The sequence below is a fragment of the Enterobacter cloacae complex sp. ECL414 genome (genome assembly GCF_021869685.1).
In the GTDB taxonomy this organism is placed as follows: Bacteria; Pseudomonadota; Gammaproteobacteria; order Enterobacterales; family Enterobacteriaceae; genus Enterobacter; species Enterobacter kobei.
On the sequence record NZ_CP091481.1, the window covers coordinates 559153 to 572809 of the forward strand.

At 58.1% G+C, this 13657-nt stretch carries 14 protein-coding genes and 1 pseudogene; 10 read left to right on the forward strand and 5 right to left on the reverse strand.

The annotated features are described in order from the left end of the window. The first annotated feature begins 50 nt into the window (after nt 1-50). Nucleotides 51-530: a carboxymuconolactone decarboxylase family protein gene (locus L3068_RS02595; protein WP_014882392.1), complete on the forward strand. Its 480-nt coding sequence runs from the start codon at nt 51-53 to the stop codon at nt 528-530. Here the strand turns inward: L3068_RS02595 and L3068_RS02600 are convergent. Further along, nucleotides 517-1419, reverse strand: a complete 903-nt coding sequence (locus L3068_RS02600) for a LysR family transcriptional regulator (RefSeq protein ID WP_023338980.1) — start codon at nt 1417-1419, stop codon at nt 517-519. The two genes, L3068_RS02595 and L3068_RS02600, sit on opposite strands and share 14 nt — an antisense overlap. A gap of 100 nt (nt 1420-1519) precedes the next feature. On the opposite strand from L3068_RS02600, the gene L3068_RS02605 reads away from it, so the two are divergent. The 7 genes and pseudogenes from L3068_RS02605 (at nt 1520) to L3068_RS02635 (ending at nt 6959) form a co-directional block, all read left to right on the forward strand. Beyond that, a complete protein-coding gene (locus L3068_RS02605; protein WP_117580844.1) occupies nt 1520-2935 on the forward strand; it encodes an aldehyde dehydrogenase family protein in 1416 nt (471 codons plus the stop codon). Between the two features lie 153 nt (nt 2936-3088). After that, complete coding sequence (locus tag L3068_RS02610) at nt 3089-3418, forward strand: antibiotic biosynthesis monooxygenase family protein (RefSeq protein WP_117580846.1); 330 nt, start codon at nt 3089-3091, stop codon at nt 3416-3418. Further along, a pseudogene (locus tag L3068_RS02615) lies at nt 3397-3531 on the forward strand (amino acid-binding protein); the annotation flags it as partial. The gene L3068_RS02610 and the pseudogene L3068_RS02615, both read left to right, overlap by 22 nt. After that, on the forward strand, nt 3506-4207 hold the full coding sequence (locus L3068_RS02620; RefSeq protein WP_063666873.1) for an ArsR/SmtB family transcription factor: 702 nt from the start codon (nt 3506-3508) through the stop codon (nt 4205-4207). The pseudogene L3068_RS02615 and the gene L3068_RS02620, both read left to right, overlap by 26 nt. A 151-nt stretch (nt 4208-4358) precedes the next feature. Next, complete coding sequence (locus L3068_RS02625) at nt 4359-4829, forward strand: MarR family winged helix-turn-helix transcriptional regulator (RefSeq protein ID WP_014882398.1); 471 nt, start codon at nt 4359-4361, stop codon at nt 4827-4829. Next, nucleotides 4826-5893 carry an HlyD family secretion protein gene (locus tag L3068_RS02630; protein ID WP_087529102.1) on the forward strand — a complete coding sequence of 356 codons (1068 nt, stop codon included), beginning with the start codon at nt 4826-4828 and terminating at the stop codon, nt 5891-5893. The genes L3068_RS02625 and L3068_RS02630 overlap by 4 nt, the downstream gene beginning before the upstream one ends. Continuing rightward, nucleotides 5883-6959 (forward strand): DUF2955 domain-containing protein, encoded by a 1077-nt coding sequence (locus L3068_RS02635; RefSeq protein ID WP_014882400.1) that lies wholly within the window; start codon nt 5883-5885, stop codon nt 6957-6959. The genes L3068_RS02630 and L3068_RS02635 overlap by 11 nt, the downstream gene beginning before the upstream one ends. On the opposite strand, the gene L3068_RS02640 is transcribed toward L3068_RS02635, so the two are convergent. From L3068_RS02640 to L3068_RS02650, 3 genes are read right to left on the reverse strand one after another with little or no spacing between them, the layout of a single operon-like run. Then, nucleotides 6956-8227 carry a DUF445 domain-containing protein gene (locus tag L3068_RS02640; protein WP_032637585.1) on the reverse strand — a complete coding sequence of 424 codons (1272 nt, stop codon included), beginning with the start codon at nt 8225-8227 and terminating at the stop codon, nt 6956-6958. The genes L3068_RS02635 and L3068_RS02640 overlap by 4 nt on opposite strands. Before the next feature lie 3 nt (nt 8228-8230). Further along, entirely contained in the window at nt 8231-8884 is a 654-nt protein-coding gene (locus L3068_RS02645) for a LysE family translocator (RefSeq protein ID WP_117580848.1), read from the reverse strand. Nucleotides 8885-8922: 38 nt separating this feature from the next. Continuing rightward, nucleotides 8923-9675, reverse strand: a complete 753-nt coding sequence (locus L3068_RS02650) for an AraC family transcriptional regulator (protein WP_117580850.1) — start codon at nt 9673-9675, stop codon at nt 8923-8925. Nucleotides 9676-9826: 151 nt separating this feature from the next. Here L3068_RS02650 and L3068_RS02655 point away from each other — a divergent pair, with 151 nt between their 5' ends. After that, nucleotides 9827-11197 (forward strand): NAD-dependent succinate-semialdehyde dehydrogenase, encoded by a 1371-nt coding sequence (locus L3068_RS02655; protein ID WP_023331941.1) that lies wholly within the window; start codon nt 9827-9829, stop codon nt 11195-11197. 102 nt (nt 11198-11299) lie between these two features. Here the strand turns inward: L3068_RS02655 and L3068_RS02660 are convergent, their stop codons facing one another. Then, nucleotides 11300-11845 carry a YfaZ family outer membrane protein gene (locus L3068_RS02660; RefSeq protein ID WP_023331942.1) on the reverse strand — a complete coding sequence of 182 codons (546 nt, stop codon included), beginning with the start codon at nt 11843-11845 and terminating at the stop codon, nt 11300-11302. 410 nt (nt 11846-12255) lie between these two features. Here L3068_RS02660 and L3068_RS02665 point away from each other — a divergent pair, with 410 nt between their 5' ends. Beyond that, a complete protein-coding gene (locus tag L3068_RS02665) occupies nt 12256-13614 on the forward strand; it encodes an esterase-like activity of phytase family protein (RefSeq protein WP_014882406.1) in 1359 nt (452 codons plus the stop codon). The last annotated feature ends 43 nt before the right edge of the window (nt 13615-13657 follow it).

Genomic DNA, 13657 nt, shown 5'->3' on the forward strand with positions numbered 1-13657 from the left:
AGATTTGCCTCATCGCATCACCGATGCCGCACAAAAAAAGAGGAAAGACCATGAGCACTCGCGTCAACCACCATAAAGTTACACCTGCCCTCGCTAACGCACTGTCTGCCCTGAGCATGGAGGTGGCGAAAACCTCCATCGACCCGGCGCTGAAGCACCTGATCGACATTCGAGTGTCGCAGCTGAACGGCTGTACCTTCTGTCTGGATATGCATTCGAAAGAGGCCAAAATTGCCGGCGAACGCGAGCTGCGCCTGTACCATCTGGCAGCCTGGCGTGAATCCCCGCTGTTCAGCGCCCGCGAAAAAGCCGCGCTGGCCTTTACCGAAGCGCTGACGCAGATTGGCGTGCATGGCGTGAGCGATGCCCTGTACCGCAGCGTGGCGGAGCACTTCTCGGACGTTGAGATTTCAGAGCTGAACTTCGCCATCGTGGCGATTAACGCCTGGAACCGTCTGGGAATTACCTCCCGCATGGCGCCAGGCTCGCTGGATGCGGCTTACGGGTTGAATAAAGCTAACCTGGAATAATGCCGCGCTCGCGGATCATCGCCACCAGCGCCCGTAACCCTGGCGGGACGTGGCGATGACCAGGATAGTAAAGGCGCAGCCCGGCAAACGGCTGCGTCCAGTCGTTTAACACGCTCACCAGTTCCCCGCTCTCAAGCTCTTCCTGGATATAGAGTTCCGGCAAAAATCCCACGCCTAACCCCGCTTTTACGGCGCGGATCGAAGCGAAAAGATCGGACGTCGCAAAGCGCGGCGGCACGGCAAGCGCGTACGTTTCCCCCCGACGGGCCAGCTCCCAGCGGTAGATCCCGCCGTGAGCCATACGCATGCCGATCCCCTGATGTTGCAGCAGATCGTCCGGCGTTTGCGGAATGCCGTGACGTGCGAAGTAATCTGGCGTGGCGGTGACGAGCTGGCGGATCTCCCCTGTCAGCGGTACGGCGATCATGTCCTGCGGGATGGACTCTTCGAGGCGGATCCCCGCGTCGTAACCCTCGGCGACGATGTCGATCATGCGTGCTTCACTGACGATCTCCACGCGCATTTTCGGGTAGCGGATCATAAAGTCGATCAGCAGTTGGTCGAGAAAAAGCGAGCCGATATGGTTCGGCACGTTCAGACGCAGCGTTCCGGCAGGTTCCCCGGTGTCGCTGTGGATCTCCTCACCCGCGAGGCGGATTTCCTGCAAGGCCGGCCCCACGCGCGCCACGTAGCGCTGCCCGGCGTCCGTAAGCGCCACGCTGCGGGTGGTGCGGTTAAAGAGGCGAGTCTCAAGGCGGCTCTCCAGCCCGGCGATGGCATTGCTCACCGCCGTAGCGGACATTCCGAGCTCCTGCGCCGCGCCGCGAAAACTGCCGCGGCGCACCACGGCCATCACCACTTCCAGCTCTGTCAGACCTGAACGATGCATAGATTATCCTGAAAATCGAAACAACCCTTGCAGCATAGCGTGGATTATCGCAACGGAGAAGCCGTGCCAGACTGTGCTCACACAGCCTGAGGAGGTTTATATGCACCAGATCGAACAGATTTTTATTAACGGCGAGTTTGTTACCCCGCACGGCACCGAATGGTTTGATTTGTATAACCCGGCGACGGCGCAGGTTATTGGTCAGGTTCGTCTGGCGGATGAGGTTGATGCCGGGCGCGCTATCGCGGCGGCGAAGGCAGCGTTTCCTGCGTGGTCGCAGACCACGAAACAGACGCGCATCGCCGCGCTGAAACGCATGCACGCGGCCGTGGCGGCTCGCCATGACGCGCTGCTGGACGCTGTCATCGAGGAGTACGGCGCACCTGCTTCGCGATCGGCGTGGATGGCCCGCTATCCGGCCGAGGTGATTGCCCAGGCCATTGAGGCGCTGGAGGCGTTTGAGTTCGAGACAACCGCGGGGGCCGCGACGGTACAGATGACGCCCCTTGGCGTGGCCGGGCTGATCACGCCGTGGAACAGCGACGCGGGTTTTATCTGCGGCAAGCTGGCGGTCGCGCTGGCGGCAGGCTGTACGGCAGTGATTAAGCCGAGCGAAATGAGCGCCCTGCAAACCCGGATTGTCACCGAAGCGTTGCGCAATGCTGCTTTGCCGCCGGGCGTGTTTAACATTGTCACCGGGCGCGGTGACATCGTCGGGGACACCATCAGCCGCCATCCGGACGTGGCGAAAATCTCGTTTACCGGCTCGACGAATACCGGCAAGGCCATTCTGCGTAACGCGGCGGAAAGCTTTAAGCGCGTGACGCTGGAGCTGGGCGGTAAATCGCCGACGATCCTGCTGGATGATGTGGACCTGGCGCAGGCGATCCCGCTGGTGATTCAGGCCGGGTTTATGAACAGCGGGCAGGCGTGCGTGGCGGGAACGCGCATTCTGGTACCGCAGTCGCGTAAAGCGGAAATCGAAACCGCGCTGGCGCAGGCCGTGGCGGCGGTGAAATCCGGTGACCCGCGCGACAGTGCCACGGACGTCGGCCCGATGGTCAGCGAGAAGCAGTGGCTGCGGGTGCAGGGGTATATTCGTCAGGGGCTCGATGGGGGCGCACGGCTGCTGGCAGGAGGCGAAGGGCGACCAGCGGACACGCAGGACGGCTGGTTTGTACGCCCGACGCTGTTTGCTGACGTGAATAATGACATGGTGATTGCCCGCGACGAGATTTTTGGCCCGGTGCTGTGCATCATTCCCTATCAGGACGAAGCGGAGGTTATCGCGATTGCCAATGATACCGAGTACGGCCTGAGCGCGATGGTGCTGGGTGAGGATGTGGAGCGCGCCCGCCGCGTGGCGCAGCAGATTGTCTCCGGGCGCGTGCTGGTGAATACGCTTGCCCATGAGCCGAAAGCGCCGTTTGGCGGGTTTAAGCACTCCGGCGTGGGGCGCGAGATGGGTGAGTGGGGGATTCGGGCGTTTATGGAGCCGAGGTCGATCCTGGGCTAAAACCTGCCCGGTGGCGCTGCGCTTACCGGGCCTACAGGCGCTCGTAGGCCGGATAAGCGCAGCGCCATCCGGCAAAAACACTTCGTCAGTCGCCGAAGTATGAAGTTAATTTTCTCTGCATTCTCTCCTCACTATCACAACGGAGAGACACTTATGATCGCAGTCCTTTTCGAAGCCAAAGCGGAGCCTCATCATCAGGCCCGCTACCTGCAACTCGCCGCCGAACTCAAACCTTTGCTGGCCGACATTGATGGTTTTATTGATATCGAACGCTTTCAGAGTTTGACCACCGACGGCAAAATCCTGTCCCTTTCCTGGTGGCGGGATGAAGAGGCCATCCGCAGCTGGAAGCAAAACGTCTTTCACCAGGCGGCGCAGGCCGAAAGGCGGGGATCCATTTTTGCGTACTATCGCATTCGCGTGGCACCGGTCGTGCGGGAATACAGTTCCGAAAACGGAGGGCGAGCGGCGTGCCTTTCCTGACCCAGTACAGCGACCATGCGAATCACCTTATTCTGCTGACGGATGATGATAAGCTGGCCGCAGAGATCAACGAACCCTGGGCGCCCCATGTTAAAAACGAACCAGCCTCCTGAGAACAGCGCAGCACTGGAACAGGCCATTGCGGCGGTGGCGGCGGCAATGGCCGATCCCTCGCGCGTGAAGATGCTCTGCGCGCTGATGGACGGGCGGGCGTGGACCGCTACCGAACTCAGCACTGCGGCAGATGTTGCGCCGTCGACCGCCAGCGGGCATCTCGCCCGGCTGGTGGAGGGAAAGTTGATTACGTGTTTATCGCAAGGGCGGCACCGCTATTATCGCCTTGCCGGGCACGACGTCGCGGCGCTGGTCGAGCAGATGATGGGGCTCTCCTGGAGCCGCATTACGCCGCCGGAAACGTCTGCGCCAAAAGCCCTGCGTGAAGCCCGCACCTGCTATAACCACCTTGCCGGAACGGTGGCGGTTCAGATCTATGATTTTATGCAGGCGGAAGGCTGGCTGGAGGCTGACGGTTCCGCGCTCACCCTGTATGGCCGTGAGCAGTTTCTGAAACTCGGCATTCCATTAAATGCTCATCCCCGTCGCAAGGCCTGCTGCGCCTGCCTCGACTGGAGCGAGCGACGGTTTCATCTTGGGGGAGACGCGGGCACGGCGCTGCTCACTTATCTGGAGAGTAAAGGCTGGATCCAGCGGGTGATGGGGTACAGGGAGGTAGTGGTGACGGCGTCGGGGAAAAGTGCCATTACCCGACATTTTAGCTTTAGCCGTTAAATTCCGCTGCGGGCTGATGCCCTCACCGCGGCCCTCTCCCACAGGAAGAGGGAGAGCCTCGTTTTCGCAATTCCTGCGCTTTCGTCCTTCGTTTCTTGATACTTACCCTGATAACTATTATCTTGACTGCGTGTGACGAGAGGGACTCCCTATGAGTGAAGAAGAACTGTTTAGCCGCAGGCCGATGGGTATGCGGATGGCGATGATCGTGCGTCAGTGGCGTGCGGTGATCGACGATGCCATTCTCGATACCGGGTTAACCCAGTCGAGCTGGACGGTGATGATGCAGCTTTTTCAACTTGGGGATAACGTCTCAATGAGTGAGCTGGCGGAGGTGCAGGGCATTGAACTGCCGCCGCTGATGCGCACGCTCACACAGCTGGAAAAACAGGGTTACCTGCTGCGCACCACATCGCCTTATGACAAGCGCATCCGGCTTCTGACGCTGACGCCTGAGGGAAAAGCCATTTTAAAAAGGCTTACTCAGGTGATTGAGACCTATCAGGCGCGGGTATCGCAAAATATCGCGCCGGAACATATCGAGATCTTCAGCGCCACCCTGAATCAAATCGCCTGTAATTTGCGGACAATCCGCGAAGAAGACAACAAGACCGAAAAATAATGACCCCTGAACAAAAGTTTGCCCGCTGGGTAAGGGTGAGTATTGCCTCTTTCCTGCTGATGTTTATCTATTTTGTCGTCGCGGATATCTGGATCCCGCTGACGCCGGACTCCACCGTGATGCGCGTGGTGACGCCGGTTTCTCCGCGTGTCTCCGGCTATGTGGCGGCCGTGCATGTGCACAACAACAGCCAGGTGAAGCGGGGCGATCTGCTGTTTGAACTCGACGACACGCCGTTTCGCAATAAAGTGGAAGCGGCGCAAATCGCGCTGGAGCAGGCTCGTCTTTCCAACCAGCAGCTGGACGCGCAGATCGCCGCCGCGCAGGCCAGCCTGAAAACCGCCGTGCTGACCGCGCGTAACGATAAAGTGACCTTCGAACGTTATCAGAAGCTGAGCACGTTACAGAACGTCTCGCAGGCGGATCTGGATAAAGTCCGGACCACCTGGCAGAGCAGCGAGCAGTCCGTCAGCACCATTCAGGCCAATATCCAGAACCTGCGTATTCAGCGCGGCGAGCGGGATGAACACCGCAACGTCACGCTGCAAAAATACCGCAACGCGCTGGATGAGGCGGAGCTGAATCTCGGCTGGACGAAGGTGTATGCTCAGGCAGACGGCACGGTCAGTAACCTGCAGTTAAGCCCCGGTTTTTATGCCTCCTCAGGCGCAGCGGCGCTGGCGCTGGTGAACAACCAGACCGACATCGTGGCCGATTTCCGCGAGAAAAGCCTGCGCCATACCCATCAGGGCACCGATGCCGCGGTGGTGTTTGACGCCTTTCCGGGACGCGTCTTCCGCGCCCACGTGACCAGCAGCGACGCGGGGATCCTCGCGGGTCAGGAGGCGGTGAACGGCCAGCTCTCCGAGCCGGAAACCTCGAACCGCTGGGTGCGTGACGCCCAACGCATGCGTATTCACGTCATGCTGGACGAGGCGCTGCCGAAGCCACTGCCGACCGGCGCGCGGGCGACTGTCCAGCTCTATAACAGTGAAGGGCCGTTTGCGCGCTTCTTCTCCGGGATGCAGATCCATCTGGTGAGCCTGCTGCATTATGTCTATTAATACGCTGGCGCGGGTGTTTACCCCGCACGGTAACATCGTCTACACGGCAAACGACTTTCGCCAGACGTTGCGCATCGTCTTTGCAGGGATGATTGCGCTGAGCATTTCCAGTTTCTACAACACCAGCTACGGCGTGTTTTTTGTGGTCTACCCGATCATGCTGCTCTCGCTGGTGCCGGTCTTCAACCGCCATGTGGCGAAGCAGTTTATCTTCAGTGCATCGCTGAACTGCGTTGAAATGGTGATTATCATCGGCTATCTGTCGCAATGGCCGGTCATCATGACGCTGGTGGTGTTTGCCCTGTACGTCATGCGTTTTCGCTTTATGAGCAAAGGGCCGCTGTTCCTGTTCGGGTCGATGGGCGTAGTGTGCCAGAGCGTGATGCTCAATTTTATGAGCTACCCCACCACCAACTGGCACACACTGCTGTTTTCCAACATCGAAGCGAGCGTGATGGCGGTGTGCCTGAGCGCGCTGATGAACTATCTCCTGCCGGACGTGGAACCCCGCAAGCCGCCGCCATTGATTGAGAAAGACGATGCCCGCGTGCGCCATGAGTCGCTGCTCTCCGGCACCGTCGCGACGCTGATTTTCGTCGTTTTTCAAATCAGTGACTTAAGCGATTCCCTCTCGGCGCTGATGGCCGGGATTTTGATCCTGTTCCCGATGCACTATCGTGGCGCGGTGATGAGCTCCATCTGGCGCGTGGTCGGCGTGGTATTGGGCTGTCTTTATATCCTGGTTGTCCAGCTCATCCTCTACGACCACAGTAGCCATATGCTGCTCATGATGCCGCTGATTGGCCTTGGGCTGGCGTTTGGCGCACGTCTGCATGTGATGGAGAAAGTGGGCGCAGGCGTAGGATTTTCCAGTATTACCACCATCGGCATTATGTTCGGGCAGAACATGCACCCTGACAGCGACCTGGTGTTCAGCGATCTCTATCGCATCACCTCCGTCACGTTTTCGCTGGTGGCGACGCTGACGATGGTCTTTCTGGTGCATTTGATCCTGAATCGCTTCGAGGCGACGCGCTATATCATCGCGCCGCCTAAAGCGGATTAATGTCCCAGCACGGCAGGCAGCTGCGAGAGTAAAAACAGGATCAGGCCAATCGTCCCGCCCACCAGCGTACCGTTGACGCGGATAAACTGCAGATCTTTGCCGATATTCAGCTCGATCTGGCGGGACATGTCTTTAGCATCCCAGCTTTTCACCGTGTCGCTGATGTGACGGGTCAGGAACGCGGCGAAATCCGGCGCGACGCGATGCGCGGCCTGCTCCAGATGCTCGTTCAGCGACGCCCGCAGGCTGGCATCGTTTGTCAGCGTTTCGCCAAACCACAGCCCGGCGTTGGCGATGCGCTGCTTCACGCGCGAGTCTTCACTTTGCATATCCGCCTTAAGCCACTGGCGCAGATCGGCCCACATTTCCCCCAGATAGCGGTTAAACGCCTCGTCATTTTTCAGGTAATGCTTGATGTTGTCGGCTTTCGCCGCCATTTCCGGATCGTTTTTCAGGTTGTCGATAAGCTTCAGCGTGGCCCGGTCGAACGCCTGACGGATCTGGTGCGTGCGGTCGTGGCTGATATCGTCCAGCAACGTGTTCACCGCATTCGATACCATCTCTGCACTCTGATCGCCCAGCCACTCGGTGGGCAATACCATCGCTTTGCGGGGATGCTCGGTCTTCAGCCAGTGGACGATCTGGTCAGAGATAAATTCCCGCGTGCTGTCGCGCTGAATCAAGGTAATCAGGCGGTTGATGATGGCATCGAGCAGCACCTGGTGGCGGTTGTTTTTGGTCATGCTCTCCAGCATCACGGCGCTGGTTTCGGTGAAATCGACCTTATCGATGGCCTTATGCACCGCGCGTTTGAGCATCCGCTGAATGCGCCCGTCGTCGGTCAACTCAAGGAATCCGCTCATCACCTGCATCAGATGCAGCCCGACGCGCTGGGCGTTGTCAGGCTTGCTGAACCAGGCACCGATCATGTGCGCGGGTTCATAGCGGCGGATTAACGCTACCAGGGACTGGGTGTCCAGAAACTTCTCCTGCACAAACTGGCCAAGATTGTCGCCGATACGGTCTTTATTGCGCGGGATAATCGCCGTATGGCGCGCGATAAACGGAATGGGGACCCGGCGAAACAGCGCAACGACGGCGAACCAGTCCGCCAGTGCGCCGACCATCGCCGCCTCGGCAATCGCCTTTACCCCGCGCACCCAGAAAGTCTGCGGCAGGAACAGGGTGAAGATAAACGCCGCGGCGGCAATCAGCAGCAGCGACAGCGCGAGAAGCTTAGCGCGTTTGAGTTCAGCTATTTTTTCCATGGGTTAAGGATAGAGGGAGACGGGAAGAAAATGCAAAAATCGCCACAGCACCCACCCACCAAACCCCATCAGCACCATTCCCGCCGTGCGTTCAATCCACCCGAGCGCACGGCTGAGCTTCTGTTGCACCGCTCGCAACCCCATTAGCGATACCAGCGCCAGATCCCACACCAGCACCACCATCACCATCCAGACGCCGCAGGTTGCCTGCTGAAGTAGCGTGACGTCTGGCCCCAGTAACGCCGTCATCAGCGCCAGATAGAACAGCGCGTTCTTCGGATTAAGCAGTGCCGAGCCGAGCCCCAGCAGGATTTGCTTACGCAATGCGGGAAGCCGCTGATGAGTTTCATTCAGCGCCAGCGTCTGCGGTCGGCTGCGCACCAGGTGCGAGCCAATCCACAGCAGGTACAGCGCCCCGGACAGTTCGATTAGCGTAAACAGCCACGTAAACTGGCGCAGGGCGCTCCAGCCGACAATCACCAGAACAATATAGAGCGCATTACCCGCGGCGATGCCGAGGCACAGCCCGGCGCTGCCGCGCAGTCGGTAGCGCGCCGCGTAGCCCACAAGCAAGAAGAAATCCGGACCCGGGCTTAACAGCGCAACAAAATGCGCCAGCGCCAGGGCGAGAAAAGCGGAAGGGAAGAACAGTTCCATAGTGACCTCATAGCCCTAACTGAGATCACCTTACGGTGTTACGTATCCTGATTATTGTCTGATATTGATCGTCCTGTGGCGTACTGGCGCGGCGTAGCGGCGCTATAGCGAACGAAGGTCTTATGGAAATGGCTCTGATCGGCAAACCCACTCTGGTAGCTCACGTCGGCAATATCATCCCCGGCGCGCAGCCGTGCTTTGGCGTATTCCACGCGGGAGATATTAAGGAAGCTGGCTGGCGTCAGCCCGGTGTCCTGCCGGAAGGTACGAATCAGCGTCTCCTTGCGTAGCGAGAAGCGTTGAGCAAGTTCATCAAGCGAAGGCGGTGCAGCCAGATCGGCAAGAAGTGCCTGCTGAATATGCTGGCTGGTTGAACGCAGCGCATCAGGGTTATCCGCACGGTGGGGAAGGACAGAAAGCAGCCTGTCCACGGATGCAGGCGACATTGTCTCAACAATATCAAGGAAGTGGTTGAAGAACGTAGCGTTACGGATCACCTGGAGCGCCAGAGGACGATCGGTGTCGATATAGAGCATATGGTAGCTGCGCGCTTGCCCGGCGATGGGGTTGCAGCTGTGCGGCGCATAAGCCGGGATCACAATCAGATCCCCGGGATGAAGGATGTACTCCCTGTCATGGCACACGCAGCAGGTCTGGCCTTCCACAATCGCGCCAAGAGAGAGTTGAGGATGACAATGACGTTTGTAGGCTTGCGTGCTCTGCCATGTGCTGCGGAGCTCAAGGCCTGAGGCGCGGTGAAAAGTCTGGAGGATGTGTCGGGTATCGGTCATGGGAACTCCTTCTGGACGTTTTTTATACCACGTCAGGGAACCGTCTGGCAGCGCTTCATTAGGAACCGTCCGGATATACCCAACTTTACGTCCAGAGCCAGTCATGTTGACTACCCTTAATACCCTAAGCGGTAAAACATGGAGATTCGATATGGCTTATCAGACAGTAAATCCTGCCACTAACCAGCTCATCAAAGAATACCCCTCACATACCGACGCGGATATTGAAGCGGCCCTGAAGGCGGCTGATGCGCTTTACCATTCTGACTGGGCGAAAGGCGACATCAACCAGCGTCTCCCGGTGTTGCATAAGCTTGCCGACCTGATCGACGAGCGCGTGGACGATCTGGCGAAAATTGCCAGTCAGGAGATGGGTAAGCTCATTGAGCAGAGCCGCGGCGAGGTGAAGCTGTGCGCACAAATCGCCCGCTACTACGCCGACAACGCGAAGCAGTTCCTGGCGCCGGTGAAGTATCCCTCTGAACTTGGGGAAGCGTGGGTGGAGCATCACCCCATCGGCGTACTGATGGCCGTTGAGCCGTGGAACTTCCCGTACTACCAGCTGATGCGCGTTCTGGCGCCGAACCTGGCGGCGGGGAACCCGGTCATCGCCAAACACGCCAGCATTGTACCGCACTGCGCTGAGACCTTTGCCCATCTGGTACGCGAGGCGGGTGCGCCGGAAGGGGCGTGGACCAACCTGTTTATCTCGTCCGATCAGGTGGCGAACATCATCGCTGACGATCGCGTCCAGGGTGCCGCGCTGACCGGTTCCGAAAAAGCCGGTAGCGTCGTGGCCGCACAGGCGGCGAAGCACATCAAGAAATCCACGCTGGAATTGGGCGGTAACGACGTCTTCGTGGTGCTGGATGACGCCGACCTCGAAAAAGCGGTGAAGACGGGGGTCAGTGCGCGCCTCAACAACGCCGGGCAGGTCTGTACCGCGGCGAAGCGCTTTATCCTGCATGAAAAGATTGCGGATGCCTTCCTGACTAAATTCACCGAGGCGTTTAAGCAGGTGAAAATCGGCGATCCGCTGGACGAAAGCACCACGCTGGGACCGCTGTCGTCTAAAGATGCGCTGGAAACGCTGACCAAACAGGTTAACGAGGCGGTGAAAAACGGTGCGACGCTGCACTATGGCGGTAAACCTGTTCAGCGTGACGGCAGCTTCTTCGAGCCGACGATTCTGACGAATATCTCTCGCGACAACCCGGCGTATTTCGAGGAGTTCTTCGGTCCGGTGGCCCAGATGTATGTGGTGAAAAACGACGACGAGGCCGTCGCCCTGGCGAACGATTCACACTATGGCCTGGGTGGGGCGGTATTCAGTCAGGATATCGAGCGCGCGAAGAAAATGGCGTCGCGGATTGAGACCGGGATGGTGTACATCAACTGGCTCACCGATACCGCGCCAGAGCTGCCGTTCGGCGGCGTGAAGCGCTCCGGTTATGGACGCGAGCTGTCGGATCTGGGGATCAAAGAGTTTGTGAACCAGAAGCTGGTGGTGGTGCGTAAATAACGTCATCGCCTTTCTTGCCGGGTGGCGCTGCGCTTACCCGGCCTACAAAACCCGTAGGCCCGTGCAAGCGTAGCGCCGCCGGGCGAAACGCGCAATACAGCCTTAGAAGGACACGCCACCGCCCACGTATGCGCCGTCAATCAGCGTGTGGCCAGGACGACCGTCTTTGCCATCAACGCTCACGTGGCGGTAACCCACTTTCAGGGTCAGCGGCGTGACAGGTGTCCAGCTTACGCCGCCGTTGGCTTCCACGTAGTTTTTCACGCTGTTGTTCAGGCCTTCAGGCGCAACGTAACCTTCGCCATAGACATGGATGCTGTCAGTCAGCGCAACGTTTACGCCGCCACCAATCGGGAACGCCACGCCGTTATCGCCTTTTTTCGGGCCGATGTAGATCGCCTTCGCGCCTGCGTTCAGCATGACCGGGCCCACTTCCAGGTTGTAGCCTGCGCCCACGCCACCGGTCTGGGTACCGTCATCGGTGTTTTTGAGCCAGTTGCTTTCGGCGTACAGGCCGGATGAGGATTTGCCCATTTCCAGATTGAGGTTAGTAAAGTTTTTACCCTGCTCAACGCTACCGCCCATGGCCAGTGCGGAACCAGAGAGGGCGGTCAGTGCAGAAAGAAGAAGGATATTCAGTTTTTTCATGTTTCGTGCCTCATCATCAAATTAATCTGGAGGCACCATAACAAGCGACGTTTATGACTGCAAATGTGATACAAGTCGCTGTTTTATGCTGGTTTTGTTAAATTTAATTTATTTAATGTTGCGTTTTTGTTTGGTTGAACGGGAGTCAACGCGTGATTTTCAGGCGTTTAGAAACCGTTTAGTTTTTTGACTAAACATAAACTGAACGAGGACGGGATAGTGACTGGAGGTGTAATAATGGAGGCTCCAGAAATTTCCAAAAATATTTCAAAAATCACATAAAACAACAAAGATTTACACTTATGGTGGTGAAAACACGTTCTCTCGCGCAGGCGCCTTTCCCTGCGATGTCATTTTTCTGACACGTTTGTTCATTACGTTGTTGGCTTCACTTACTGGATGCTAACAATATGAAAAGAAAAATCATTCCTGTGCTGGTTGGTTGTGCGCTCTCTTTCTCTGGCCTGGCGGCACAGCCCACGGCTGAGCGCTATGTCGTCAGCTTTCCTGAAGGCTCACACGTCAATTACAGCGGCGCGTTCGCCAGCGCATTTCCGAACGGACTCCCGGTGGGCATTGGCTCTGGCCTGCTGTTTACGGGTAAGCAGGGCGATGCTCTGACCTTTGCAACCGTGACCGATCGCGGTCCAAACGCCGATGCGCCAAAAATGGGTAAAAATGAAGCCAAAATTTTTGTCACGCCGGATTTCGCGCCGCTGCTGATGACCATCCGCGTGCAGAACGGTAAAGCAGAAGCGACGGATGCCCGCCCGCTGCATGACGATAAAGGCGAGATTAACGGTCTGCCGCTGCAAAGCGGCGTGATTGGATCCACCAATGAGGTGGCGTTTAGCGACACCCTAAAGACGCTGAAGGGTGACAACCGCGGGCTGGATACGGAAGGCATCACGCCGGACGGCAAAGGCGGCTACTGGCTGTGCGACGAGTATGGTCCGTTTCTGATTAACGTCGACAGTAAAGGGAAAATCCTGGCGATCCACGGCCCGCAGGCGGCGGAAGGGGAAAAGTCGATCGCGGGCGGTCTGCCAAACGTTATCAAATGGCGCCAACCGAACCGGGGCTTTGAAGGCCTGACCCGTATGCCGGACGGACGCATTATCGCTGCGGTACAAAGTACGCTGGATATCGACGGTAAAAGCAAAAAGCAGGCGCTGTTTACGCGTCTCGTGAGCTTCGACCCGGCGACCGGCAAAACCGCGATGTACGGCTACCCTATCGACAGCGCGGCCTACAGCAAAAACAGTGATGCCAAAATTGGCGACATCGTGGCGCTTGATGACCAGCATATCCTGCTGATTGAGCAGGGCAGCGATAAAAATGACGGGATGCGTAACCTTATCTACAAGGTGGACCTCAGCAAAGCGAGCGACCTGAGCGCCTTTGACAAGCCGGGCGAGTACCCGGAGTTTGATGATGAGAAAACCCTGAAGCAGCGCGGCATTACCCTTGCGGCAAAAACGCAGGTCGTTGATTTGCGCGCGCTGGGCTGGCAGCAGGAGAAGGCCGAAGGGCTGGCGCTGATCGACAGCAAACGGCTTGCCGTAGCGAACGATAATGACTTTGGCGTGAAGGTGGCGATGCAAAATCCGGTCGAGGGCAAGAAGCTCAAGGATTATCGGGTGAACGCGGAAGGCAAGCTGACGCTGGATGATAAACCGGTTGAAACCACGCTTAGCGTGAAGCCGCTGAAGAAGCCGGAGTCGGATAGTGAGCTGTGGATTGTGACGCTCCCGGAGGCGTTGAAATAAGTTTAGGCACCCCTCAACCTTCCCCTCTCCCCACGGGGGAGAG

Coding starts and splice junctions, on each gene's coding strand:
- L3068_RS02610 (WP_117580846.1), top strand. CDS start 3,089: ATGATCGCAGTCCTTTTCGAAGCCAAAGCGGAGCCTCATCATCAGGCC.
- L3068_RS02655 (WP_023331941.1), top strand. CDS start 9,827: ATGGCTTATCAGACAGTAAATCCTGCCACTAACCAGCTCATCAAAGAA.
- L3068_RS02640 (WP_032637585.1), bottom strand. CDS start 8,227: ATGGAAAAAATAGCTGAACTCAAACGCGCTAAGCTTCTCGCGCTGTCG.
- L3068_RS02635 (WP_014882400.1), top strand. CDS start 5,883: ATGTCTATTAATACGCTGGCGCGGGTGTTTACCCCGCACGGTAACATC.
- L3068_RS02620 (WP_063666873.1), top strand. CDS start 3,506: ATGTTAAAAACGAACCAGCCTCCTGAGAACAGCGCAGCACTGGAACAG.
- L3068_RS02625 (WP_014882398.1), top strand. CDS start 4,359: ATGAGTGAAGAAGAACTGTTTAGCCGCAGGCCGATGGGTATGCGGATG.
- L3068_RS02605 (WP_117580844.1), top strand. CDS start 1,520: ATGCACCAGATCGAACAGATTTTTATTAACGGCGAGTTTGTTACCCCG.
- L3068_RS02595 (WP_014882392.1), top strand. CDS start 51: ATGAGCACTCGCGTCAACCACCATAAAGTTACACCTGCCCTCGCTAAC.
- L3068_RS02645 (WP_117580848.1), bottom strand. CDS start 8,884: ATGGAACTGTTCTTCCCTTCCGCTTTTCTCGCCCTGGCGCTGGCGCAT.
- L3068_RS02665 (WP_014882406.1), top strand. CDS start 12,256: ATGAAAAGAAAAATCATTCCTGTGCTGGTTGGTTGTGCGCTCTCTTTC.
- L3068_RS02650 (WP_117580850.1), bottom strand. CDS start 9,675: ATGACCGATACCCGACACATCCTCCAGACTTTTCACCGCGCCTCAGGC.
- L3068_RS02660 (WP_023331942.1), bottom strand. CDS start 11,845: ATGAAAAAACTGAATATCCTTCTTCTTTCTGCACTGACCGCCCTCTCT.
- L3068_RS02600 (WP_023338980.1), bottom strand. CDS start 1,419: ATGCATCGTTCAGGTCTGACAGAGCTGGAAGTGGTGATGGCCGTGGTG.